Source organism: Burkholderia sp. WSM2232, assembly GCF_000472545.1.
In the GTDB taxonomy this organism is placed as follows: Bacteria; Pseudomonadota; Gammaproteobacteria; order Burkholderiales; family Burkholderiaceae; genus Paraburkholderia.
Map to the genome: position 1 here is coordinate 45086 of NZ_AWZV01000016.1, position 23797 is coordinate 68882.

A 23797-nucleotide genomic window follows, 5' to 3' on the forward strand; every position below is an offset into this window, starting at 1 on the left:
CGCGTGCTGATCAGGCGAGACGCGCTCAAGCCGCAACACTTGATGCAGCGCGCCACTGCCTTGGTGCAACTGATGCACGAAAATGAGTCGCAACCAGGTTGCGCCTTTTAGCCGGCCGTCGTCTCAAAATGCGGTTGCAATGCAGGAAAACCCTGCCGGTTCAACAATATTGCCCGTCGCAAAATTGGAGTTACAATGCGCGCGTTCTCAAGGCCTTAGGGCCTTTCGAACACGAGATTGAGCAAGGGCGGGAGACCTATTTAATGCGAGTCAAGTTTGCTTACGCCGTGTCCATCGCGGCCGCGGTTGCGATGTTGACCGCGTGCGGCAAAAAACAGGATGGCGAGGCGGGAGCAGGCGCATCGGCGACGACGGCGGCGTCCGCGGCGCCGGCAAGTGAAGCGATTGTCGTGAGGATCGGCCATGCGGCCCCGCTGACGGGCGGCATCGCGCATCTGGGCAAGGACAATGAAAACGGCGCGCGTCTCGCAGTCGAGGAAATCAATGCCCAGGGCCTGACAATCGACGGCCACAAGATCGACTTGCAACTGGACGCGCAGGACGACGCTGCGGACCCGAAAGCGGGTACCGCGGTCGCGCAGAAGCTGGTGGACGACCACGTGGTGGCGGTCGTCGGTCATCTCAATTCGGGCGTGTCGATTCCGGCTTCGAAGATTTATAGCGATGCGAGCATCGTGCAGATCTCGCCGTCGTCGACAAACCCCGCGTACACGCAGCAGGGCTTCAAGACGACCTACCGTGTCGTCGCCACCGACGCGCAGCAGGGTCCGGCGCTCGCCAATTACGCGACCAAGGCGCTGGGCGCCAAACGCATCGCCGTAGTGGACGATGCAACCGCCTACGGTAAGGGGCTCGCGGAAGAATTCGCGAAGACCGTCGAGGCGAATGGGGCGAAGATCGTCGCGCGTGAAGCGACGAACGACCGGGCCACGGACTTCCGGGCCATCCTCACGAAGATCAAGAGTGTTCATCCCGACGCAATCATGTTCGGCGGCATGGACGCAACGGGCGGGCCGTTTGCCAAACAGGCGGCGGCGCTCGGTATCAGGGCAAAAATCCTTGGCGGCGACGGCGTGTGTACCGACAAGGTAGGTGAGCTGGCGGGAACCGCCGTGCAAAACCTGGTCTGTTCGGAAGCGGGACTCGCGCTTTCGAAAATGGACAGGGGAGCGGACTTCGAAAAGAAGTACGTCGACCGCTTCCACACGCCGGTGCAGATCTACGCACCGTTCACGTATGACGCTGTGTACGTGATTGTCGATGCAATGAAGCGCGCTAATTCGATCGAGGCGCCCAAGGTGCTGGCTGCGATGCCGTCCACCGATTACAACGGGGTAATCGGCCGCATCGCGTTCGACGACAAGGGTGATTTGAAAGAGGGCGCCATTACGCTTTACGACTTCAAGGACGGCAAGAAAGCGGTTCTCGACGTCGTGAAGATGTAATGACGGGACGTTCAGCCTGACGGCACCGAACCATCCAACGGTGCCGTTTTTGCATCCGCCGCAGGCGAGCCAGCGACTGTGACCCAGTCGTCGTGGCAAACCGGCGGCAGATAAACCCTTACCGGTCTTTTACATCAGTACCCGCAGTGCCGTTGAGATTCCGTGATGCATCACCGCCCACCGGCTGATGAGGAACGCGAATCCAGTCGCACGGGCTAAGGAGCATTAAATGGATATCTTCATCCAGCAGATCCTAAACGGACTGGTGCTTGGCAGCGTTTATGCCATCATCGCACTGGGCTATACGATGGTTTACGGCATTCTCGGCATCATCAACTTCGCTCACGGCGATGTGTTGATGGTCGGCGCGATGGTTGCGCTGTCCGCCATAGGCGTGCTGCAGAACCACTTCCCCGGCTTGGGCAATGTGCCGACGCTGTGCATCGCGCTGGCGATTGCCGCCGTGGTCTGCGCGGTAGTCGGCTACACGATCGAGCGCGTGGCCTACCGGCCGTTGCGCAAGGCGCCGCGTCTCGCGCCGCTGATCACCGCGATCGGCGTGTCGATCCTGCTGCAGACGCTCGCCATGATGATCTGGTCGCGCAACCCGCTGCCGTTCCCGCAGCTCCTGCCCACCGACCCGCTGAACGTGATCAAGGCCACCGACACGACGCCCGGCGCCGTGATCTCGATGACTGAAATCGTCATCATCGTCGTCGCGTTCCTCGTGATGGCGGGCCTGCTGCTCCTCGTGCACAAGACCAAGCTCGGCCGCGCAATGCGCGCGATTGCCGAGAACCCGGGCGTCGCCTCGCTGATGGGCGTGAACCCGAACTTCGTGATCTCGGCCACCTTCATGATCGGCTCGGCGCTTGCTGCGCTAGCCGGCGTGATGATCGCGTCCGAATACGGCAACGCGCACTTCTACATGGGCTTCATTCCCGGTCTGAAGGCATTCACCGCGGCGGTGCTGGGTGGCATCGGCAACCTCGGCGGCGCGATGGTCGGCGGCGTGATTCTGGGGCTGATCGAACAGTTGGGCGCAGGTTACATCGGCAACCTGACGGGTGGTGTGTTCGGCAGTAACTATCAGGACGTGTTTGCGTTCATCGTGCTGATCATCGTGCTGGTGTTCCGTCCGTCGGGTCTGCTCGGCGAACGCGTTGCGGATCGCGCTTGATCCAGGCCAAGGAGTAAATCAAATGACCTCAATTCAACCGATCGAGCCGTCCACGACGCTCATTCCCGAACGCAACCTGGCGAAGACGCTGACGGTCGGCATCATCACCGCTGTGCTCGTGATCGCCGCGCCGATGATCATTGGCACCGCCGGCGGCAACTACTGGGTCCGCGTGCTCGACTTCGCGATGCTGTACGTGATGCTCGCGCTCGGCCTCAATGTGGTGGTGGGCTTCGCCGGCCTGCTGGACCTCGGCTACATCGCGTTCTACGCGGTCGGCGCGTACACGGCGGCGCTGCTGTCCTCGCCGCACCTGTCGTCGCAGTTCGAGTGGATCGCGCACATTGCGCCGAACGGTCTGCATGTGCCGTTCCTCATCATCGTGCCTTGCGCGATGGCGATCGCCGCGCTGTTCGGCGTGCTGCTCGGTGCGCCGACGCTCCGTTTGCGTGGGGACTACCTCGCCATCGTGACCTTGGGCTTCGGGGAAATCGTGCGGATCTTCCTGAACAACCTCGACCGTCCGGTGAACATCACGAACGGCCCCAAGGGCATCACGGCGATCGCGCCGGTGCATCTGGGCGACTTCAGCCTCTCGCAGACGCACTCGCTGTTCGGTATGCAGTTCCCATCGGTGTACTCGTACTACTACCTGTTCGTGCTGGCCGCGCTGCTGGTGATCTGGGTGTGTACGCGGTTGCAGCATTCGCGTATCGGCCGTGCCTGGGCCGCGATCCGCGAAGACGAAATTGCCGCCAAGGCCATGGGCATCAACACGCGTAACGTGAAGCTGCTGGCATTCGCGATGGGCGCGTCGTTCGGCGGCCTGTCGGGCGCGATGTTCGGCGCGTTCCAGGGCTTCGTGTCGCCGGAATCGTTCACGCTGCCGGAGTCCATCGTCGTTCTGGCTTGCGTGGTGCTGGGCGGCATGGGCCACATTCCGGGCGTGATTCTCGGCGCTGTGCTGCTCGCTGTGCTGCCGGAATTCCTGCGCTCGACTATGGGCCCGCTGCAGCACATGATCTTTGGCCATGAGATCGTCGACACGGAAGTGATCCGTCAGCTGGTCTACGCACTCGCAATGGTGCTGATCATGCTGTACCGCTCCGAAGGTCTGTGGCCTTCGCCGAAGCACGAAGACAAGATTGCGAAACTGTCGAAACGGGCCGGCAAGAAGCCGGTGCGCGCGTAACCGGCGCAGGGCCGCGGCCCCGCATGGGACCGGAGCAGGGCGCGAAAGCGCGAGCTCCGGTCGACAAAGGAGAACATACATGAGCGACAACATTCGACTGTCGGTGAAAGGCGTCAACAAGCGTTTTGGCGGTTTGCAGGCGCTGTCCGACGTCGGCCTGGAAATCAAGGCCGGCCAGATCTACGGTTTGATCGGCCCGAATGGCGCCGGCAAGACCACGTTCTTTAACGTGATTACGGGCCTCTACACGCCCGACTCGGGGGACTTCAAGCTCGACGGCCAGAACTACACGCCGACCGCGGTGTATCAGGTGGCGAAGGCCGGCATTGCGCGCACGTTCCAGAACATTCGTCTGTTCGGCGGCATGACCGCGCTGGAAAACGTGATGGTGGGCCGGCATGTGCGCACGAAGCACGGCCTGCTCGGCGCAGTGTTCCAGACGCCGGCCGAGCGCAAGGAAGAGCGCGAGATCAAGGAGCGCGCGATCGAACTGCTGGAGTACGTCGGCATTGCGCAGTACGCGGACTACACGTCGCGCAATCTGTCGTATGGCCACCAGCGCCGTCTGGAGATTGCGCGCGCGCTGGCAACGGATCCGAAACTGCTCGCGCTCGACGAACCCGCCGCCGGCATGAACGCGACGGAGAAGGTCGAACTCACGCGCCTGCTCGACAAGATCCGCGCCGACGGCAAGACGATCCTGCTCATCGAGCACGACGTGAAGCTCGTCATGGGTCTGTGCAACCAGATGACGGTGCTCGACTACGGCAAGGTGATCGCGCAAGGTCTGCCGCAAGACGTGCAGAAGGATCCTAAGGTGATCGAAGCTTATCTGGGTGCAGGAGTCCACTGATGTCCACGACGCAAACCATGTTGAAAATCAAGGGCCTGCAGGTCAATTACGGCGGCATCCAGGCAGTCAAGGGCATCGACCTCGAAGTCGGGCAGGGCGAACTCGTCACGCTGATCGGCGCGAACGGCGCGGGCAAGACCACGACGATGAAGGCAATCACGGGTCTGAAGCCGTACGCGGCGGGCGACATCGAGTACATGGGCCAGTCGATCAAGGGCGTGCCGCCGCACGAGCTGCTCAAGCGCGGCCTCGCGATGGTGCCGGAAGGCCGCGGCATCTTCGCGCGCATGTCGATTGTCGAGAATATGCAAATGGGCGCGTACCTGCGCAGCGACAGCGACGGCATCAAGGCCGACGTCGAGCGCATGTTCGGCTTCTTCCCGCGTCTGAAGGAGCGCGCCACGCAGTTCGCGGGCACGCTCTCGGGTGGCGAGCAGCAGATGCTGGCGATGGCGCGCGCGATCATCTCCAAGCCCAAGCTGTTGCTGCTCGACGAACCGTCGATGGGTCTGTCGCCGATCATGGTCGAGAAGATCTTCGAAGTGGTGCGCGCGATTTCCGCCGAAGGCATGACGGTGCTGCTCGTCGAGCAGAATGCGCGTCTCGCGCTGCAGGCGGCGAACCGCGGCTATGTGATGGACTCCGGTCTTGTCACCATGTCCGGCGACGCGAAGCAGATGTTGGACGATCCGAAGGTGCGGGCAGCTTATCTGGGTGAGTGAGCTAGCTGAGTAACCTGGTGATAAGCGCAGGTAACGCGCGCAGGTGATAAGCGAGTAGTTAGTCACTCACCTTCACCGCCGCTGAAAAAAGGCCGCATGCGTAAGCAGACGCATGCGGCCTTCGTCTTTGTAGGGCCTTGATGGAGCGTGCGGCGCGCCGTCTTCAACCCGCCGCAGTAGCGGCCAACTCGCCAAGACGCTTGCCGAGGCTGACCACTTCGTCCGCGCGGTAGCCTAGCGCCTCGTAAAACGCGCGCACCTCGCGCTTTGCGGACAACACCTGTAGATTCAGCTTCGGGCAGCCGAGCGCGGTCAACGCCTCTTCGACATGCGCGACGAGCCGCGTGCCGATGCGGTGCCGCCGCCACGCTTCGTCCACCGCGAGCGAGTAGAGCCAGCCGCGGTGACCGTCGTAGCCGCCCATCACCGTGCCGACCACGCGCTCGTTCAGCACCGCCACGAAAAACAGCTCCGGCTGAGTGGCGAGCTTGTTGGCAATCGACAGATGCGGATTGCGCTGCGGCTTCGTCGCGTCCCGATACTCTGGAAAAGCCTGCTGCCAAAGCGCAATCACCGCAGGCGTGTCGTGTGCGTCGAAGCGGCGGATGCAAAGCGCGTCGCTCGTGCTCATCAGGTGCTCCGGTTTCGTTACAGCGTGTCGAGAATCGAACGTAGCATCGCCATCATCTGGTCGATTTCTTCGTTGGTGACGTTGAGCGCCGGCATGAAGCGCAGCAGGTTCGGGCGCGCGGCGTTCAGCAGCAGACCGTCGGGCTGCATGTCGCGCGCCTTCTCGACGATCTGGTTGCCGATGTCCTTGCCGAGCAGCAGCGCCCGCAGCAGACCTTCGCCGCGCTCGCCCTTGAAGCCGCGCTCTTCCGACAACTCCAGCAGCTTTGCGCGCAGATAGTCGCCGCGCGCGCGCACGCCTTCGAGGAAGCCCGGCGCCGTGAGTTGCGAGATCACCGAATAGCCGACCGCCGTCATCAACGGATTGCCGTTGTAGGTGCCGCCCTGGTCGCCCGCTTCGAATACCGCGACCTCGGCTTTCGAGAGCAGCGCCGCGAGCGGCACGCCGCCGCCGATGCCCTTGCCGAGCGTCATGATGTCCGGCTCGATGCCCGACAGCTCATACGCGAACAACGTGCCCGCGCGGCCACAACCGCTTTGCACTTCGTCGACGATCAGTAGCAGGTTGTGCTTGCGGGTCAGCTCGCGCAGTTGTTGCATGAATTCGCGCGTGGCGGGAATCACGCCGCCTTCGCCCTGGATCGGCTCAAGCATCACCGCAACCGTCTTTGCATTGATCAGCTTTTCGACCGACGCGATGTCGTTCAGATCCGCTTTCGGAAAGCCCGGTACTTGCGGCGCGTAGATCGTGTCCCAGCCCGGCTTGCCGCTTGCCGACATGGTTGCGAGCGTGCGGCCGTGGAAGCTGTGATCGAAGGTGATGATCTCGAACGCGCCGTCCTTGAATTTCCTGCCCCACTTGCGAGCAAGCTTGATTGCGCCTTCGTTCGCTTCCGCGCCGCTGTTCGCGAAGAACACCTTGTCGAAGCAGCTATGCTGCGTGAGCAGGCCGGCGAGTTTGGCCATCGGCTCGTTGTAGAAAGCCGGCGACGGATTGAAGAGCAGCTTCGCCTGTGTGTTCAGTGCTTCGATCATGCCTTCGTTGCAATGACCGAGAGAATTGACCGCCCAGCCCTGAATGAAGTCCAGGTAGCGCTTGCCGTTGTTGTCGTAGAGCCACGAGCCCTTGCCGTGCGTGAAAACGATTTCGGGCCGGTTGGTGATGTACATCAGCGACTCGATCGGATACTCATTGAAATTCATGACGGCAGGCTCCAGACAGCGGGTAAGAGGTGGATGAAGGCGGATGAGGCGGAAAAGCAAAAAAGCCACGGCATGCCGTGGCTTTCATGATTCGAACAGCTTGCGCTTTGTATAGCGCGAATCCGTGACGAAGCCGGCGGCGTCCCTAAGGAAGCGGCGAGCGGCGACGTCGAAGTTCGGACTGGATGCGGTTCATGCGCGAAAGAATACGACAAGGAAAGCGCCGGTGTAAACCATGAATTTGCATCGATTCACGGCAAAGGGCGCAAACGCGAGTTGTGCGCGGCTGTCTTGATGCTGACATACGGCTCATGCGCGCAAAGCTCGATCGCTGTGCTGATCGGGCCTTGCGTGCAGAGATCTGGGCGGCTTGGGCCCCCGCCGGGACGTGTTGCAGCGGATTGCGTCGGGGCTCGTGGGCCGCGCTCCGCGGCGTTCGCTCAGACTGCGTTAGCCAGATCCGCCGCGCTCGTGAACGAGTCTGCGTAGAACTCGTCCTGGGGCAGGCCATGGTGCTGCGTGAAATCGCGCACTGCCGATTCCACCATCACGGGCGCACCGCACGCGTAGACCTGGTACGCGGACAGATCGGGCAGGTCCTCGATCACCGCGCGATGCACGAAGCCGACACGGCCCGTCCACGCATCGCTCGCGTCCGGCTCCGAGAGCACCGGCACGAACTTGAAGTTCGGAATTTCACGCGCCCATTGCTCGGCGAGTTCGAACAGATACAGGTCTTTCTTGCGACGCGCCCCCCAGTAAAGCGTCATCGGGCGGTCAAGGTTCTTGAATACCGCGTGCTCGACGATCGCCTTCAGCGGCGCGAAGCCCGTGCCCGATGCAAGCAGCACGATCGGCTTGTCCGAGTCTTCGCGCAGAAAGAAAGTGCCGAGCGGTGCCTCGAAGCGCAGGATGTCGCGCTCCTTCATCGTGTTGAACACGTGGTCGGTGAAGGTGCCGCCGGGCATGTGACGGATATGCAGCTCGATCGGGCCTTCCGCGTGCGGCGCGTTCGCCATCGAGTAGCTGCGGCGCTTGCCGTCCTTCAGAATGAATTCGAGGTACTGGCCGGCCAGATACTGAAGGCGCTCGTTCGCCGGCAGTTGCAGCTTGAGCACGATCACGTCGTCGGCCTTGCGTTCGATTGCGCTCACGCGGCACGGCAGTTTTTTCACCTGCACGTCGCCCACGCCCGCGACTTCGCGAATGTCGATTTCCAGATCCGAGCACGCCGTCGCGCAGCAGAAAAGCGCCATGCCACGCGTCTTTTCTTCGTTCGACAATGCCGACGACGAGTGCGCGCGCTGCTCCACCTGGCCGCTCACCACGGCGCCCTTGCACGAACCGCACGCGCCGTTCTTGCAGCCGTACGGCAGGCCGATGCCCTGACGCAATGCCGCGGTCAGTACCGGTTCGTCCTGTTCTACCTGAAACTGCCGGCCGCTTTGCCGGAGCGTGACGTTGAATGCCATAAGTGTGCGAAATGGAAAAGTCGGTAATCGTAAATTGGTCGCAAGGCCAGTGAGACGAGCGAGCCCAGTGAGACCGGCAGGAACTACAGCGCCAACAGAGCCGGCAACACCGGCGTCCGCTGCCCGCGGCGCTTGACGGCTACAATGCGTGCACCATGAAAGCGACACGAACCTTCCGCCGTCCGCGCGTGTTGATCGTAGGTTGCGGCGATGTCGGCATGCGCTGTGTGCCACTGCTGCGGCCGCACGCTCACGTCTTCGCCCTTACCAGCCACGCGGAGCGCAGCGCCGAATTGCGCGCTGCCGGTGTCTCGCCGTTGCTCGGCGATCTCGACGATCGCCGCAGCCTGAAACGGCTTGCGGGCCTCGCGCCGACCGTGCTGCATCTCGCCCCTCCGCAGAAAACCGGCGACGACGACCGCCGTACCCGCGCGTTGCTCGCCACCTTGGGCATGCGCCGCGACGTTGCCTTGCCGCGCACGGCTGGCAGCTTTGCGCCGATTGGACGCTTGCGCCGCGCGCGCGCCTCGTGGGCAGCAACTGAACCAGCCAATATTGTACCCGACGGTGTTCGCCGCACCGCCGCTTCGCGTGCGCCGCTGCGCCTGGTTTACGCGAGCACCACGGGCGTGTACGGCGATTGCGGCGGCGCGTGGATCGACGAGACACGTAGTGCGGAGCCGGCCAATGCGCGGGCGAAGCGGCGCGTGTGCGCCGAACGCCAACTGCGGCGCGCGACGGCCCGCGGCACGATTGCCGCGAGCATCGCGCGGATTCCTGGCATTTATGCGGGCAATCGCCTGCCGCTTGCGCGGCTCGAAAAGCGCACGCCTGCATTGATCGACGCGGACGACGTCTACACCAATCACATTCACGCCGACGATCTCGCCGCGATCCTCGTGCGCCTCGCCACGCGCGGGCGGCCGGCGCGCGTGGTCCATGCGTCCGACGACTCCTCGCTGAAGATGGGCGAGTACTTCGATCTGGTCGCCGATGCATTCGGCTTGGCGCGACCGCCGCGCATCACACGAGCGCAAGCGGAGCAGCAGATCGAGCCGACCTTGCTGTCGTTCATGCGCGAATCGAGGCGGCTCTTGAATCGCCGCCTGAAGGAAGAGCTGGGTGTGCGCTTGCGCTATCCGAGCGTCGGGCACTTTCTGCGCGAGGCAGGGGCCGGCAAGGCAGACGCGAAGTAACGTGTGCGGCGTCAGCGTGCAGCGCGCCAGCCGCGTCGCGAGCCGCAAAAAGCCCCGCAACACGGCAGCCATGACAAAGGCGCCTCGCGACGTGCGGGAAATACGAAAGATGCGAAAAATGCGGGCAGGCGCGGCCGCCGGCCGGAACGGCGGGGCGTGACAGCCGCACCGGATGCGCCGGCGGCCGCGCCGCTCAGGTAAGAGCCGGCAGCGCCTCGAGCAACAGGAAACACAGCAACCCGCCGATCAACGCGCCTATCAGGTTGGGATGGTATTTGTGTCGCAGCCGCATTGCGACCAGCAGTGCGCCGATCAGCAACACCGCGAGAAACGCGAACGCCACCATCACATATGAGTTCATGACTCCGCTATGGACAATCATGGCCCCTCCTTGAGCGCTTTCTAGTCTTTGTTTAGACGAGTATAGGGCGAGGCATGACGAACCGCATGCTGCGTCGCAGCGTCCGTGCGGCAGCGTTGCTTTGAAGCTGCGTTCGCGTACATGGATTGCGCCGACGGTCGCGCAAGCCCAGCGCGCAAGCGGTTCAAGGTTACGTGTTCGGCGTTGCCCGGAGCGATTCGAGCGCGGCTTCGTCAAGCCATTGCCATGCGCCCGGCGCGAGCGTCGCCGGCAATGCCAGTCCGCCCACGCGCTCGCGATGCAGCGCTTCGCAACGATTACCGGCCGCCGCGATCATCCGCTTGACCTGGTGATACTTGCCCTCCATCACGGTGAGCGCCAACGAGCGCTCGCCGCGCAGCTGCGCGGCGACGGCCGCGACCGGCTTCGACTCGCCGTGCAGCAGCACGCCGTTGCGCAGCAGGCTCAACTGCGTGTCGTCGACAGGATGGCGCGTGCTCGCCACATACACTTTCGGCACCTTGCGCTTGGGCGACGTGAACAGGTGCACGAACTTGCCGTCGTCGGAGAGCAGCAGCAAGCCCGTAGTGTCCTGATCAAGCCGGCCCACACATTGCACGCCCCGCTCGGCGAATTGCGGCGGCAACAGGCAGAACACGCTCAGATGATGCTGCGGATCGCGCGAGCATTCATAGCCCGCCGGCTTGTTGAGCAGCAAATAGGCACGCTCGTGGTACGGCCACATCACGCCGTCGACGTTGAAGCAGAACGACGCGTCTTCGGCCGGGAACTCAGCGTCGGCGTCGGTGCATATGATGCCGCCGATCGTGACGCGGGCGTCGGCAATCAGCGCGCGGCATTGGCGGCGCGAGCCGAAGCCCTGGGTGAAGAGGATGCTTTCGAGATTCATGGCGAGCGAAGAATAACACCGCACGAGGACACCGCACCAAGCGGGCGTGCCGAGCCGCGCTCAGTGCGACGCCGCCTGCGGTCCGGCGCATTCGCAAGGCCCCGCTGTGGCTTGCCGCAAATCAACTCGAACATGCAGCCAGCACCAGGGCAAACCCGGAAAAATGAAAATGAATTTTTTTTCGGACGATTTCCATGTAAATATACTTTCACGCATTCGCCTTACATGGTGAGGCGATCCGTGCTGCTTGCCGAGAGGCTGGCCCTGCGGTTGTCGAGCAAGTTGCCGATCCAGGTCGGCGATGAACCTGGCCGCGAAGTGGCCCAAGGGTCGCCCAGCACGTCGCCCACCAAGTCGCCTGCGAGCTTGTCCGCAAGCTTGCCTAAAAAAGAACCTTTCCCGCTAACCACCGCGCTGTATCACCCGCATGATTCATCAACCGTCCGTTGCATCCAACGGGGCTGAGCAGGCCATCGCCGCCCGCATCGAAGCGGCCATGCCCACGCTCACGCCGATTCATCGGCGCATGGGCGAGTACGTGCTCGCCAATCTGTTTCGCGCGGCCACCATGCGGATCGACGAACTGGCGAGCGTGGTCGGCGCGTCTGTCGCAACGGCCAACCGCTTTGCCCGCACGCTCGGCTTCGATGGTTATCCGCAGTTTCGCGAGGCGCTCGTGCGCGGCTTCGAGGCGACGCTGGCACCGGTCGAGCGCTTGCGCAGCGCGCAGGAGTCGCTGGCCGCCGGCGACAACGTAGTGGACGCGTCGCTCGAACAGGCGGCCAACAATCTGCACCTCACGCGCACCGCCATCGACAACGCCGCCGCCGAAGCCGCGGTCGAAGCGATCCTCGCAGCGCGCCGCGTGTTCGTGCTCGGCGCGGGCACGAGCGCGTTTCTTGCCGGCTTGATGGAACACGGGCTGATGGCGTATCACGACAACGTGCAGTCGCTTGCATTCATTGGCGGTCCCTCGCATGCCGCGCGGCGCCTGTTCAATTGCGGCGAGGGCGACCTTGTGATCGGCATCGCGTTTCCGCGTTATGTCGACGACACGATCGAACTTGCGCGCCGCGCAGCCACGCGCGGCGCACGCGTGCTGGCGCTGACCGACGGACCGCGCTCGCCGCTCGCGCAATTCGCCGACCTGTCGCTGTATGTGCGCTCGGAACGCCGGCTTGCGGCGAACGCGGACGCGGCGGTGCTTGCCGTGATCGAGGCTCTGTGCGACGCGGTTGCGTATCGCGCGAAGCGCTCAGTGAAAGCCGCCGCCGAAGTCACCGAATTCGTCTTGCCGTGGCTCACCGATCCGCTCTCCGTGTCCGCCCATCCGGCAGGCAAAGCTTCGGGCGACGCCGCACGCGAATCGGCGCGCACGACTGTTGCCAAAGCTTCCACGACCAAAGCCAGACCCGAACCCAAATCCAAACGATGAACACCAACGCAGTCATTGCCATTCACGGCGGCGCGGGCACGATTTTGCGCGCGTCGCTCTCGGCCAGCGCCGAGGCCGACTATCACGCGGCTTTGCACGCGGTGCTCACCGCCGGCCAGCGCGTGCTTGCCGAAGGCGGCAGCGCGCTCGACGCAGTGAGCGAAGCCGTGCGCCTGCTGGAAGACTGCCCGCTCTTCAACGCGGGCCACGGCGCGGTGTACACGGCGGCGGGCACACACGAACTCGACGCGGCGATCATGGACGGCAGTACCCTCGAAGCTGGCGCGGTGTGCTGCGTGAAGCGCGTGCGCAATCCGGTTCTGGCCGCGCGCCGCGTGCTCGAATGCAGCGAACACGTGCTTTTTACCGGCGAAGGGGCCGAGAGCTTCGCGGCCGCGCATGGGGTGGAATTCGTCGAGCCCGCGTACTTCGGCACCGAGGCGCGTCATCGTCAGTGGATGCTCGCGCGCGACCAGCAACGCGCGATGCTCGATCACGATGGCGCGAGCTTTGCGTTTTCGTCGTCGGCAGCGGCTGGCGGCGAACCCACGCCGCACGAACCGATCGATCCGAACCGCAAGTTCGGCACGGTCGGCGCGGTTGCGCTCGACGCGCACGGCCACGTCGCCGCAGCGACCTCGACGGGCGGCATCACCAACAAGCAGGTGGGCCGCGTGGGCGACGCGCCGCTGATCGGCGCGGGCTGCTATGCCGACGACGCCACCTGCGCGGTGTCCACAACCGGCTCGGGCGAAATGTTCATGCGCATGGTCGCCGCTTACGACGTCGCCGCGCAAATGGCCTATCGCAACGTGTCTCTGCAGGAAGCCGCGCACGACGTGGTGATGAACCGCCTGCCGAAGATCGACGGCCGCGGCGGCCTGATCGCCGTGGACGCGCGCGGCAACATCGTGCTGCCGTTCAATACCGAGGGCATGTACCGTGGTTTTGCGCATGTCGGCGCAACCCCGGTGACGGCCATCTACCGTTAGTTCGCTAACCTGAATATTGTTGGACAACGCCCGCGCGTTCGAACAGAAAGGAACCACCGTGCCGACTTCATCGCACACCGCCAGCCCGCTTATTGAAACCCTGCCGCCACAGCGCGTGCTGGCGGTCGACAACCTGTCGGTTGCGTTTCGCAGCGGCGGGACCACTTTCAATGCGGTGCGCAGTCTGTCGTTCACCGTGGAGCGCGGCGAAACGCTCGCGATAGTGGGCGAATCGGGTTCGGGCAAATCGGTGACATCGCTCGCGTTGATGCGGCTGATCGAGCATGGCGGTGGGCGCCTTGCCGGCGGCAGCATCGCATTCCGGCGCCGCGACGGCAGCGTGCTCGACCTCGCGAAAGCGTCGTCGGGCACCATGCGTTCGATTCGCGGCGCCGACATCGCGATGATCTTCCAGGAGCCGATGACCTCGCTCAACCCGGTCTTTACCGTGGGCGATCAGATCAGCGAGGCGATCTCGCTGCATCAGGGCAAGAGCCGCTCGGCCGCTTTCGCCGAAACGCTGCGCCTTCTCGAACTCGTGCGCATTCCCGAGGCGCGGCGCGTGGCGGGGCGCTTTCCGCATCAACTGTCCGGCGGCATGCGCCAGCGCGTGATGATCGCGATGGCGCTGTCGTGCAAGCCCGCCTTGCTGATCGCCGACGAACCCACCACCGCGCTGGACGTGACCATTCAGGCGCAGATCCTGCAACTGATTCGCGGCTTGCAGGACGAGATGAACATGGGCGTGATCTTCATCACGCACGACATGGGTGTGGTTGCCGAAGTCGCGGATCGTGTGCTCGTCATGTATCGCGGCGAAAAGGTGGAAGAGGGCGCTTCGGACGCGCTCTTTGCCGCGCCTTCGCATGCCTACACGAAGGCGCTGCTCGCGGCCGTGCCGCGTCTGGGCGCGATGCAGGGCACGGACCAGCCCGCGAAGTTCCCCATTCTGACGGTCGAGCAGGCAAGCGTGAGCGGCGCCGACGAGCCCGTGCGCCCCGTAGAGGCCGTCGCGAAAGAAGCGCAGCCGCGCGTCGACGAAGCCACGCCGCCCATTCTGCGCGTGCGCGATCTGGTGACGCGCTTTCCGGTCCGAAGTGGTCTGTTTGGCCGCCTCACGGGGCGCGTGCATGCGGTCGAGAAAGTCAGCTTCGACTTGCGGCCGGGCGAAACGCTCGCGCTTGTCGGCGAGTCGGGCTGCGGCAAGTCCACTACCGGCCGCTCGCTGTTGCGGCTTGTAGAAAGCCAGAGCGGATCGATCGAATTCAACGGCGAGGAAATCAGTTCGCTGACGGGCGCCGCATTGCAGGCGCTGCGCCGCGACATCCAGTTCATTTTTCAGGACCCTTTCGCGTCGCTCAATCCGCGCCTGACGGTCGGCTTCTCGATCATGGAGCCGCTCCTCGTGCACGGCGTCGCGCAAGGCGCCGAGGCACAGGGGCGCGTCGCCTGGCTGCTCGAAAAGGTGGGCCTGCCGCCCGAAGCCGCGCGCCGCTATCCGCACGAGTTTTCCGGCGGTCAACGGCAACGCATCGCAATTGCGCGTGCGCTCGCACTGAATCCGAAAGTGGTGATTGCCGACGAATCCGTCTCCGCACTCGACGTCTCGGTGCAGGCGCAAATCGTCAACCTGATGCTCGATTTGCAGCGCGAACTGGGCGTGGCCTATCTGTTCATCTCGCACGACATGGCGGTGGTCGAGCGCGTGAGTCATCGCGTGGCGGTGATGTATCTCGGCCAGATCGTCGAAATCGGCCCGCGGCGCGCGGTGTTCGAGGCGCCGCAGCACCCGTACACGAGAAAGCTGATGGGCGCGGTGCCGGTGGCGGACCCGGCGCGGCGCCACGCGAAACGCATGCTGGCCGCCGATGAGATTCCAAGCCCGATCCGCGCATTGAACGATGAACCCGCTGTGGCGCCGCTCGTCGCCGTCGGCCCGGATCACTTCGTCGCGCAGCACCGCGTGGGCGGCGCGTACTGAAAGAGCGGTCAAAGCAGTGAACAACAAGCTCCGGCGCAATCCGCCGGAGCCAATCGTCGAAACCACAACCCAACCTGTCTCAACTTGCAGCCTGGAGCCCACTCATGAACCTGCTGGTCCCGTCTTCTCCGTTTCGTTTGCGCGCGCTGCTCAGCGGCGGCGCAGTCGTGTTCGCGATGCTCGCGGGTAGCGCCGCGCATGCGCAAACCACGGCCGTGATGGCCGTTGCGTCGACCTTCACGACGCTCGATCCGTACGATGCCAACGACACGCTCTCGCAAGCCGTCGCGAAGTCGTTCTATCAAGGGCTGTTCGGCTTCGACAAGGACATGAAGCTCGTCAACGTGCTCGCCGACAGCTACGAAGCAAGCCCGGACGCGCGCGTCTACACGTTCAAGCTGCGGCACGGCGTGAAGTTCCAGGACGGCACGGACTTCAATGCCGCGGCAGTGAAGGCGAACTTCGACCGCGTGACGGACCCGGCGAACAAGCTCAAGCGCTACAACATGTTCAACCGTATCGAGAAGACCGAGGTGGTCGATCCGTACACGGTGAAAATCACGCTCAAGGCGCCGTTCTCGGCGTTCGTCAACGTGCTCGCGCATCCGTCGGCGGTCATGATTTCGCCGGACGCGCTGAAGAAATACGGCAAGGACATCGCGTTCCATCCGGTCGGCACGGGTCCGTTCGAATTCGTGAAGTGGGACCCGGCAGGCGACCTGACGGTGAAGAAGTTCGCTGGCTACTGGAAGAAGGGCTACCCGAAGATCGATGCAATCGACTGGAAGCCGGTGGTCGACAACAATACGCGCGCTGCGCTCATGCGCACCGGCGAAGCGGACTTCGCATTCCAGGTGCCGTTCGAACAGGCCGCGCAATTGCAGTCGAGCCCGAAGGTCGATCTGATCGCGTCGCCGTCGATCATTCAGCGCTATATCAGCCTGAACATGAACCAGAAGCCGTTCGACAATCCGAAGGTGCGCGAGGCGCTGAACTATGCAGTCAACAAGGAGGCACTGACCAAGGTCGTGTTCGCCGGTTACGCGACGCCGGCTGACGGCGTCGTGCCGCAAGGCGTCGACTATGCGGTGAAGCTCGGGCCGTGGCCGTATGATCCGGCCAAGGCGCGCGCGCTGCTGAAGGAAGCGGGCTATCCGAACGGCTTCGAAACGACGCTGTGGTCCGCGTACAACTACTCGACCGCACAGAAGGTGATCCAGTTCGTGCAGCAGCAACTGGCGCAGGTCGGCATCAAGGCGCAGGTGGAAGCCCTCGAGGCGGGGCAGCGTGTCGCGAAGGTGGAAAGCGCGCAGGACGCGGCCACCGCGCCGGTGCGTATGTACTACGCCGGCTGGTCTTCGTCGACGGGCGAGTCTGACTGGGCGATCACGCCGCTGCTCGCGTCGGTCTCGTTCCCGCCGAAGATGGTCAATACCGCGTACTACAAGAACGACACCGTCGACAGCGATCTGAAGCAGGCGCTCGAAACCACCGACCGCACGAAGAAGGCCGCGCTCTACACGGATGCGCAAAAACGCATCTGGGCCGACGCGCCGTGGATTTTCCTCGTCAAGGAAAAGGTCGTGTATGCGCGCAGCAAACGTCTGTCGGGTGCTTACGTCGCGCCGGACGGTTCGTTCAACTTCGACGAAATCGCGATCAAGTAACGAGCCGGGCGTGTGGCGCTGCAAGTTCTGAAAGGACACGCGGCGCCGCACGTTCGCGTGAGCGCAGTACGTGATATTTCGTTGCCTGTATCATTGCCGGATTGAGCTTTAATGCTGAACTTCCTCGTCAAACGTCTCTTTGGCTTGCTGCCGACGCTCTTTATCGTCGCGGTGCTGGTCTTTCTATTCGTGCATCTTCTACCGGGCGATCCGGCGCGGCTCGCCGCCGGCCCGGATGCCGACGAAGCGACCGTCGCGCTGGTGCGCGCCGATCTCGGGCTGGACAAGCCGATGCCGCAGCAATTCGCGCGCTTCTTCGTGAAGATCGCGCATGGCGACTTCGGCACCTCGACGCGCAGCAAGCGGCCGGTCAGCGAGGAGATCGGCGAGCGCTTCATGCCTACGCTGCTGCTCACCATCGCAAGCATGGTATGGGCGGTGGTGCTCGGCATGGGCATCGGCATTGTCTCGGCGGTATGGCGCAATCGCTGGCCGGACCGGCTCGGTATGACGTTGGCCGTGTCGGGCATCTCGTTTCCCGCGTTCGCGCTCGGCATGCTGCTGATGGAGGTCTTCTCGGTAAAGCTCGGCTGGTTGCCCATTGTCGGCGACGGTTCATGGCAGAGCTACATCCTGCCATCGCTCACGCTAGGCGCGGCTGTGGCGGCGGTGATGGCGCGCTTCACGCGCGCCTCCTTCGTCGAAGTGATGAATGAAGACTTTGTGCGTACCGCGCGCGCGAAGGGCGTGCCGGAGCGGCTCGTGATCGTCAAACATTGCCTGCGTAACGCCATGATTCCTGTCGTCACGATGATGGGGCTGCAATTCGGCTTTCTGCTCGGCGGCTCGATCGTGGTCGAAGTGGTGTTCAACTGGCCGGGGCTCGGGCGTCTGCTGGTGGATGCCGTGTCGATGCGCGACTACCCGGTGATTCAGGCGGAAGTACTGTTGTTCTCGCTGGAATTCATCATCATCAATCTGGTCGTGGACGTGTTGTACGCTGTGATCAATCCGACTATCCGTTTCAAGTGAGGCCCGCATGAGCACGACAGCCACCGAGCCGAATGCGGCCAAACCCGTGCGCGCCGAGCGCGCTATCCGTACGCCGTGGAGCGAGTTCTGGCGCAAGTTCCGCAAGCAGCACGTGGCGCTCGCCGCCGGTATTTTCGTGCTGCTGCTGGTCGCGCTCGCGATTGCCGCGCCGCATATCGTGCCCTACGACCCGGAGAATTTCTTCGACTACGACGCGTTGAACGCAGGGCCTTCGGCTGCGCACTGGTTCGGCGTCGATTCATTGGGCCGCGACATTTTCAGCCGCATCGTCGGGGGCTCGCGCATCTCACTCGAAGCCGGATTCCTTTCCGTTGCGATAGGCGCGGTGATCGGCACATTCTTCGGCTTGCTGGCGGGCTATTACGAAGGCTGGTGGGATCGCATCACGATGCGCGTGGCCGACGTGCTGTTCGCTTTTCCGGGCATTCTGCTTGCCATTGGCGTGGTGGCGATTCTCGGCAACGGCATGATCAACGTGATCTGCGCGGTGGCAATCTTCAGTATTCCGGCATTTGCGCGACTCGTGCGCGGCAACACGCTGATGCTCAAGCAACTCACGTATATCGAGGCGGCGCGCAGTATCGGCGCGTCGGACTGGACGATCATCGTGCGTCATATCCTGCCGGGCACGATCTCGTCGGTTGTCGTGTACTTCACGATGCGCATCGGCACCTCGATCATCACGGCCGCGAGTCTGTCGTTTCTCGGACTCGGCGCCCAGCCGCCCACGCCCGAGTGGGGCGCCATGCTCAACGAAGCGCGTGCGGATATGGTGACGGCTCCGCATATCGCACTGTTCCCGAGCCTCGCGATTTTCCTCACGGTGCTCGCGTTCAACCTGCTCGGCGATGGTTTGCGCGATGCGCTCGACCCGAAACTGGACCGCCCATGAGTGCCCTGGCGCCATTGCATGACCCGGGGGAGTTGCCAAGCCCGCCGCATGTCGGCGAATTGCCGGGCGGGCCGCTCGGCACGATTGCCGACGTCCACGGTGTGAGCGTCGGACATTGCACGCTGGCTCATGGCGCGCTGCAAACCGGCGTGACCGTGATTCGTCCGCATGCGGGCGATCCGTTCGTCGACAAAGTGCCGGCGGCGGCCTCGGTGATCAACGGCTTTGGCAAGAGTGCCGGGCTCGTGCAGCTCGACGAACTCGGCACGCTCGAAACGCCGATTGCGTTGACCAATACGTTCAGCGTGGGCGCGGTGGCGCAGGCGCAGATTCGCGCGGCCGCGCGGGCCAACCCGAGCATCGGCCGCGAGTGGCCGACCGTCAACCCGCTCGTGTTCGAATGCAACGACGGCTACCTGAACGATATTCAGGCGCTTGCCGTCGACGAACGGCACTACAACGACGCCTGCGCTGCGGCCAGCACGAACGTGGCGAGCGGCTCGGTCGGAGCGGGGCGCGGCATGTCGTGCTTCGATCTGAAGGGCGGCATCGGCAATGCTTCGCGAGTGGTGCAGGCAGCGGGGCGCGAGTACACGGTCGGCGCGATGGTGCTCGCGAACTTTGGGCGTTTGCCGATGCTGGTTGTGGACGGTCATCCTGTAGGGCGCGTGCTTGCGCAGCGCGCGGCGAACGCAGACGCACGACCGTCGGCGCATGCAGCAAACGTTGCCGGGGACACGAAGCCGGAACAAGGCTCGATCATCATGATCGTCGCCACCAACGCGCCGCTCGACGCGCGTCAGCTCAAACGCCTCTCGTTGCGCGCGGCAGCGGGACTCGCGCGGACGGGCTCTGTATATGGCCACGGCAGCGGCGACATAGCGCTCGCGTTCTCGACGGCCTACACGGTGCCGCATCGCGCGCAGTACGTTGAGTTGCCGCCGCTCGTTGCCGATCAGTGCATGGACCCGCTTTTTCGCGCCTGTGCCGACAGCGTCGAACAGGCCATTCTCGACGCGCTGTGGAGCGCAGAATCCGTGACCGGACGCGACGGCCGTCGGCGTCTGTCGCTACGCGAGAGCGTTCCCGATCTCGCGCAATTACTCAAACATACTTCCTGATGAAAGTCCTTATTTCTGCCGACATCGAAGGCGTCGCCGGCGTTTTTCACACGGAGCAGACGCGGGCGGGCAATGGCGAATACGAAGCCGCGCGCCGCTGGATGACGCTCGAAGCCAACGCTGCAATCGAAGGTGCATTTGCCGGCGGCGCGACGCAAGTGTGGGTCAACGACTCGCACGGCGGCTTTCGCAACCTGCTGCCCGATCTGCTCGACGAGCGCGCCCAGGTGGTGCTCGGCAAGCCGCGCACGCTCGGCATGATGGCGGGCCTCGAATACGGCGCGGCGCTCGTCTTCATGATCGGCTATCACGCGATGGCGCAAACGCGCGGCATTCTCGCGCATACCATCAACAGCTTTGCGTTCGCCCGCGTTTCGCTGAACGGTGTCGAGGTCGGCGAGGCGGGTCTGTATGGCGCGCTGGCTGAAGAATATGGCGCACAGGTAGCGCTTTTATCCGGCGACGATGTATTCGCCGAGGAAACCGCGCCGCGTTTTCCGGGCGCACGCTTTGTCGTGACGAAGAGCGCGACGGGACATGCGAGCGGTGTCACGCAGTCGCCTGCGAGTGCTCGCGCGGCTATTCAGAGCGCGGCCCGCGAGGTCGTGCAGCAGCATCTCGCCGCGGGTCGGGCGCCGCAAGCCGCGCGCGCTGCGGCAAAGCCTGTCGAGTGCGAGCTGCGTGTGCAGACAAGCGGGCTTGCCGATCTGTTCTGCCAATGGCCGACGCTCACGCGTGTCGATGCCGTTACGTTGCGCTTTAGCGCGGCGTCGGCGGAACATGCGGTGCGCATGCTGAACTGTTTGTCGGCGATGTCGTTCATGCTGCGGTAGTCGCCGTATGGTGGCCGCAAGTGGTAGCCCAAAGCGCACGCGGCCGGGCACTACTGCTGGCGGCTCAATTCGCGTGCGGCGCGGTCGATCACCTCGGCAATCGCGCCCGCATGCGACACCGGTGCGAGATGGCTCGACGCGATCGGCACGATGGTCGCGCCCATACGCTCCGCCATGAATCTTTCGACATCCGGCGACACCGCGCGGTCTTTAGTCGTCAGCACATACCACGACGGCTTCTCTTTCCACGCGACCTGGCTGACCGTTTCGTCGAAAGCGGCCGCGGCGATCGGCACCTGCGCGGCGGACAGCACGCGCGTCACGTTTTCGGAGACGTCGGCGGCGAAATCCGCGTGATACCTGCTGCGGTCAAGCCATAGAAAACCGCTCGAGTCCTTCACGATACCTGCGCCCGCCGGCATCGGCGCGGCGCGTTTCATGAGATCCATTGTTGATTCGTTGCGGTCCGGCGCAATTGCCGCGACGTACACGAGGCCGGCGACGTTCGGCGCATTCGCGCCCACTTCGGTAATGACCACACCGCCCCACGAATGGCCGACAAGAATGGTCGGCCCTTGCTGGCGGGCCAGTACGCGGCGCGTCGCGGCGGCGTCGTCGGCGAGCGAAGTGAGCGGGTTTTGCACGGAGCTCACGCGATAGCCTTTCTGCTGCAGTTTCGCGACGACGCCGTTCCAACTTGAGCCGTCGACGAATGCGCCGTGCACCAGCACGACGTTGCGCACCGGGCCTGTCATCGGCGCGGCGGCGGGCTCATGCGCGGGCTCACGCGCGGGCGTCATGCCGGAGGCGGTCGAAGGCGGAGTCTGCGGCACCGCAGCGGGCGCGGAACTTTGCGCGAACGCGCCGGACCCCGCGAAACAGAGACACAAGACGGCGGCGCAAAGCGGGCGTTTGAGCGGCATGCTGAATCTCCGGAGGCAAAAAACCGACTACGGCAACATACAGAAGCGGTGCGGCAGTGACAATCCCTATCCGCGGCCGAAGGTGCGGCTAAGCACGAAGCGCGGGTTGCCACCAGTATTTGGGCAATATCGGTCGCGGTAAAATTTTGGGTTCTGCCGGGACGGACCACAAGTCTGGCCGGGCGATCGGAAATCCATACACTGGGGCGTAATTTGAACAATGCACCACAGCAAGACGGCCTGAAGCGCGGGCTCAAGAATCGCCATATCCAACTGATCGCACTCGGCGGCGCGATCGGCACCGGCCTCTTTCTCGGCTCGGCGAGCGTGTTGCAGGCCGCGGGGCCGTCGATGATTCTCGGCTATGCCATCGGCGGCATCATCGCCTTCATGATCATGCGCCAGTTAGGCGAAATGGTCGCCCAGGAACCGGTGGCGGGCTCGTTCAGCCACTTCGCGTACAAGTATTGGGGCGACTTTCCCGGCTTTCTGTCAGGCTGGAATTACTGGGTGCTGTATGTGCTCGTCAGCATGGCCGAACTGACGGCGGTCGGCACGTACGTTCACTACTGGTGGCCGGGCGTTCCCACGTGGGTCTCGGCGCTGGTCTGCTTCGCCGGTATCAATGCGATCAACCTGGCGAACGTCAAGGCATATGGCGAGACGGAGTTCTGGTTTGCGATCATCAAGGTGGCGGCTGTGATCGGCATGATCGTGTTCGGCGGCTATCTGCTTTTTAGCGGGCAGGGTGGGCCGCAGGCGTCGATCAGCAATCTCTGGAGCCACGGCGGATTTTTCCCGCATGGCTTTCATGGCCTTTTCACGATGCTGGCCGTCATCATGTTTTCGTTCGGCGGGCTGGAGCTGATTGGCATTACCGCGGCAGAGGCGGATGAGCCGCAAAAGAGCATTCCGAAAGCCGTGAATCAGGTGATCTACCGGATTCTGATTTTCTACATCTGCTCGCTCGCGGTGCTGCTTTCGCTGTATCCGTGGAACGAGGTCGCGGCGGGCGGCAGCCCGTTCGTGATGATCTTTTCGCAGATCGGTTCCACGCTCACCGCCAACGTGCTAAACGTGGTGGTGTTGACCGCGGCGCTGTCGGTGTACAACAGCGGCGTTTATGCGAACAGCCGCATGCTGTACGGCCTCGCTGAACAGGGCAACGCGCCGCGCGCGCTGATGAAGGTCGACCGGCGCGGCGTGCCGTATATGGCCATCGGTTTGTCGGCGCTCGCCACGTTCACGTGCGTGATCGTCAATTATCTGATTCCGGCCGAAGCGCTCGGCTTGCTGATGGCGCTCGTGGTGGCGGCGCTGGTCCTGAACTGGGCGTTGATCAGCCTGACGCATCTGAAGTCGCGACGGGCGATGGTTGCCGCAGGTGAGACGCTCGTTTTCAAGTCGTTCTGGTTTCCTGTGAGCAACTGGGTCTGCCTCGCCTTCATGGCGCTGATCCTCGTGATTCTTGCGATGACCCCGGGCCTGTCGGTTTCTGTGTTGCTTGTGCCGGTGTGGCTGGTGGTGATGTGGGTGGGGTATGCGTTCAAACGTCGGCGTGCGGCCGCGCACGGCACGGCGCGGGTGGCTGGGCCGCAGAGCTGAGCGTGGAAGCAGGGCGGGCGCAGCGCTTCTCGGCCGACCGTTGAGTCGGGCGGCGTGGCGGCTCGCCGCTGCTGCTGTTCCGCTCGGCTGTGTTTGCGGTTTATGTTTTC

The 23797-nt window shown here is 63.7% G+C and carries 21 protein-coding genes; 15 read left to right on the forward strand and 6 right to left on the reverse strand.

From position 1 onward, the window contains the following. Positions 1-263 precede the first annotated feature (263 nt). The 5 genes from F757_RS0116225 to F757_RS0116245 all read left to right on the forward strand — a co-directional run bounded on the left by F757_RS0116225 (position 264) and on the right by F757_RS0116245 (position 5413). Entirely contained in the window at positions 264-1466 is a 1203-nt protein-coding gene (locus F757_RS0116225) for a branched-chain amino acid ABC transporter substrate-binding protein (protein WP_027212313.1), read from the forward strand. A 229-nt stretch (positions 1467-1695) separates the two neighbouring features. Beyond that, positions 1696-2646, forward strand: a complete 951-nt coding sequence (locus tag F757_RS0116230) for a branched-chain amino acid ABC transporter permease (protein WP_013340266.1) — start codon at positions 1696-1698, stop codon at positions 2644-2646. 22 nt (positions 2647-2668) lie between these two features. Beyond that, positions 2669-3838, forward strand: a complete 1170-nt coding sequence (locus tag F757_RS0116235) for an ABC transporter permease subunit (RefSeq protein ID WP_027212314.1) — start codon at positions 2669-2671, stop codon at positions 3836-3838. A 79-nt stretch (positions 3839-3917) separates the two neighbouring features. Further along, on the forward strand, positions 3918-4691 hold the full coding sequence (locus F757_RS0116240; protein WP_013340264.1) for an ABC transporter ATP-binding protein: 774 nt from the start codon (positions 3918-3920) through the stop codon (positions 4689-4691). Positions 4692-4708: 17 nt separating this feature from the next. Further along, a complete protein-coding gene (locus F757_RS0116245; RefSeq protein WP_027212315.1) occupies positions 4709-5413 on the forward strand; it encodes an ABC transporter ATP-binding protein in 705 nt (234 codons plus the stop codon). A 163-nt stretch (positions 5414-5576) separates the two neighbouring features. Here F757_RS0116245 and F757_RS0116250 read toward each other — a convergent pair whose 3' ends face one another. From F757_RS0116250 to F757_RS0116260, 3 genes are all read right to left on the reverse strand, one after another. Further along, positions 5577-6044, reverse strand: a complete 468-nt coding sequence (locus tag F757_RS0116250) for a GNAT family acetyltransferase (protein ID WP_027212316.1) — start codon at positions 6042-6044, stop codon at positions 5577-5579. A 17-nt stretch (positions 6045-6061) separates the two neighbouring features. Continuing rightward, positions 6062-7246 (reverse strand): acetylornithine transaminase, encoded by a 1185-nt coding sequence (locus F757_RS0116255; protein WP_027212317.1) that lies wholly within the window; start codon positions 7244-7246, stop codon positions 6062-6064. A 440-nt stretch (positions 7247-7686) separates the two neighbouring features. After that, the gene (locus F757_RS0116260) at positions 7687-8718 is read right to left on the reverse strand and encodes a CDP-6-deoxy-delta-3,4-glucoseen reductase (protein ID WP_027212318.1); all 1032 of its coding nucleotides are present in this window, start codon (positions 8716-8718) and stop codon (positions 7687-7689) included. Positions 8719-8873: 155 nt separating this feature from the next. Here F757_RS0116260 and F757_RS0116265 point away from each other — a divergent pair, with 155 nt between their 5' ends. Then, positions 8874-9914 carry an NAD-dependent dehydratase gene (locus tag F757_RS0116265; protein ID WP_027212319.1) on the forward strand — a complete coding sequence of 347 codons (1041 nt, stop codon included), beginning with the start codon at positions 8874-8876 and terminating at the stop codon, positions 9912-9914. Positions 9915-10107: 193 nt separating this feature from the next. Here F757_RS0116265 and F757_RS0116270 read toward each other — a convergent pair whose 3' ends face one another. Together F757_RS0116270 and F757_RS0116275 are read right to left on the reverse strand one after the other, a co-directional pair. Next, positions 10108-10296, reverse strand: a complete 189-nt coding sequence (locus F757_RS0116270) for a hypothetical protein (protein ID WP_027212320.1) — start codon at positions 10294-10296, stop codon at positions 10108-10110. A 169-nt stretch (positions 10297-10465) separates the two neighbouring features. Beyond that, entirely contained in the window at positions 10466-11185 is a 720-nt protein-coding gene (locus tag F757_RS0116275) for a 16S rRNA pseudouridine(516) synthase (protein ID WP_027212321.1), read from the reverse strand. A gap of 427 nt (positions 11186-11612) precedes the next feature. On the opposite strand from F757_RS0116275, the gene F757_RS0116280 reads away from it, so the two are divergent. From F757_RS0116280 to F757_RS0116315, 8 genes are all read left to right on the forward strand, one after another. Next, positions 11613-12620, forward strand: a complete 1008-nt coding sequence (locus tag F757_RS0116280; RefSeq protein WP_027212322.1) for a MurR/RpiR family transcriptional regulator — start codon at positions 11613-11615, stop codon at positions 12618-12620. Continuing rightward, a complete protein-coding gene (locus F757_RS0116285) occupies positions 12617-13612 on the forward strand; it encodes an isoaspartyl peptidase/L-asparaginase family protein (protein WP_027212323.1) in 996 nt (331 codons plus the stop codon). Before F757_RS0116280 ends, F757_RS0116285 begins: the two co-directional genes overlap by 4 nt. A gap of 58 nt (positions 13613-13670) precedes the next feature. Beyond that, positions 13671-15593, forward strand: a complete 1923-nt coding sequence (locus F757_RS0116290) for a dipeptide ABC transporter ATP-binding protein (RefSeq protein ID WP_027212324.1) — start codon at positions 13671-13673, stop codon at positions 15591-15593. A 104-nt stretch (positions 15594-15697) separates the two neighbouring features. Next, a complete protein-coding gene (gene gsiB, locus F757_RS0116295) occupies positions 15698-17260 on the forward strand; it encodes a glutathione ABC transporter substrate-binding protein GsiB (protein ID WP_027212325.1) in 1563 nt (520 codons plus the stop codon). Positions 17261-17371: 111 nt separating this feature from the next. After that, positions 17372-18292: a glutathione ABC transporter permease GsiC gene (gene gsiC, locus F757_RS0116300; RefSeq protein WP_027212326.1), complete on the forward strand. Its 921-nt coding sequence runs from the start codon at positions 17372-17374 to the stop codon at positions 18290-18292. 7 nt (positions 18293-18299) lie between these two features. After that, entirely contained in the window at positions 18300-19205 is a 906-nt protein-coding gene (gene gsiD, locus F757_RS0116305) for a glutathione ABC transporter permease GsiD (RefSeq protein WP_027212327.1), read from the forward strand. Then, positions 19202-20326, forward strand: a complete 1125-nt coding sequence (locus F757_RS0116310) for a DmpA family aminopeptidase (protein WP_027212328.1) — start codon at positions 19202-19204, stop codon at positions 20324-20326. Before gsiD ends, F757_RS0116310 begins: the two co-directional genes overlap by 4 nt. Further along, positions 20326-21159: a M55 family metallopeptidase gene (locus F757_RS0116315; protein WP_013340249.1), complete on the forward strand. Its 834-nt coding sequence runs from the start codon at positions 20326-20328 to the stop codon at positions 21157-21159. The genes F757_RS0116310 and F757_RS0116315 overlap by 1 nt, the downstream gene beginning before the upstream one ends. A 50-nt stretch (positions 21160-21209) precedes the next feature. On the opposite strand, the gene F757_RS0116320 is transcribed toward F757_RS0116315, so the two are convergent. Then, on the reverse strand, positions 21210-22082 hold the full coding sequence (locus F757_RS0116320) for an alpha/beta fold hydrolase (RefSeq protein WP_027212329.1): 873 nt from the start codon (positions 22080-22082) through the stop codon (positions 21210-21212). 213 nt (positions 22083-22295) lie between these two features. Between F757_RS0116320 and F757_RS0116325 the strand changes: the two genes are divergently transcribed. Beyond that, positions 22296-23687, forward strand: a complete 1392-nt coding sequence (locus tag F757_RS0116325; RefSeq protein ID WP_027212330.1) for an amino acid permease — start codon at positions 22296-22298, stop codon at positions 23685-23687. The last annotated feature ends 110 nt before the right edge of the window (positions 23688-23797 follow it).

Bases quoted from the DNA above. Each gene is read 5' to 3' on its own strand.
- F757_RS0116225 (WP_027212313.1), top strand. From the start codon at position 264: ATGCGAGTCAAGTTTGCTTACGCCGTGTCCATCGCGGCCGCGGTTGCG.
- F757_RS0116230 (WP_013340266.1), top strand. From the start codon at position 1,696: ATGGATATCTTCATCCAGCAGATCCTAAACGGACTGGTGCTTGGCAGC.
- F757_RS0116235 (WP_027212314.1), top strand. From the start codon at position 2,669: ATGACCTCAATTCAACCGATCGAGCCGTCCACGACGCTCATTCCCGAA.
- F757_RS0116240 (WP_013340264.1), top strand. From the start codon at position 3,918: ATGAGCGACAACATTCGACTGTCGGTGAAAGGCGTCAACAAGCGTTTT.
- F757_RS0116245 (WP_027212315.1), top strand. From the start codon at position 4,709: ATGTTGAAAATCAAGGGCCTGCAGGTCAATTACGGCGGCATCCAGGCA.
- F757_RS0116250 (WP_027212316.1), bottom strand. From the start codon at position 6,044: ATGAGCACGAGCGACGCGCTTTGCATCCGCCGCTTCGACGCACACGAC.
- F757_RS0116255 (WP_027212317.1), bottom strand. From the start codon at position 7,246: ATGAATTTCAATGAGTATCCGATCGAGTCGCTGATGTACATCACCAAC.
- F757_RS0116260 (WP_027212318.1), bottom strand. From the start codon at position 8,718: ATGGCATTCAACGTCACGCTCCGGCAAAGCGGCCGGCAGTTTCAGGTA.
- F757_RS0116265 (WP_027212319.1), top strand. From the start codon at position 8,874: ATGAAAGCGACACGAACCTTCCGCCGTCCGCGCGTGTTGATCGTAGGT.
- F757_RS0116270 (WP_027212320.1), bottom strand. From the start codon at position 10,296: ATGATTGTCCATAGCGGAGTCATGAACTCATATGTGATGGTGGCGTTC.
- F757_RS0116275 (WP_027212321.1), bottom strand. From the start codon at position 11,185: ATGAATCTCGAAAGCATCCTCTTCACCCAGGGCTTCGGCTCGCGCCGC.
- F757_RS0116280 (WP_027212322.1), top strand. From the start codon at position 11,613: ATGATTCATCAACCGTCCGTTGCATCCAACGGGGCTGAGCAGGCCATC.
- F757_RS0116285 (WP_027212323.1), top strand. From the start codon at position 12,617: ATGAACACCAACGCAGTCATTGCCATTCACGGCGGCGCGGGCACGATT.
- gsiB (WP_027212325.1), top strand. From the start codon at position 15,698: ATGAACCTGCTGGTCCCGTCTTCTCCGTTTCGTTTGCGCGCGCTGCTC.
- gsiC (WP_027212326.1), top strand. From the start codon at position 17,372: ATGCTGAACTTCCTCGTCAAACGTCTCTTTGGCTTGCTGCCGACGCTC.
- gsiD (WP_027212327.1), top strand. From the start codon at position 18,300: ATGAGCACGACAGCCACCGAGCCGAATGCGGCCAAACCCGTGCGCGCC.
- F757_RS0116310 (WP_027212328.1), top strand. From the start codon at position 19,202: ATGAGTGCCCTGGCGCCATTGCATGACCCGGGGGAGTTGCCAAGCCCG.
- F757_RS0116315 (WP_013340249.1), top strand. From the start codon at position 20,326: ATGAAAGTCCTTATTTCTGCCGACATCGAAGGCGTCGCCGGCGTTTTT.
- F757_RS0116320 (WP_027212329.1), bottom strand. From the start codon at position 22,082: ATGCCGCTCAAACGCCCGCTTTGCGCCGCCGTCTTGTGTCTCTGTTTC.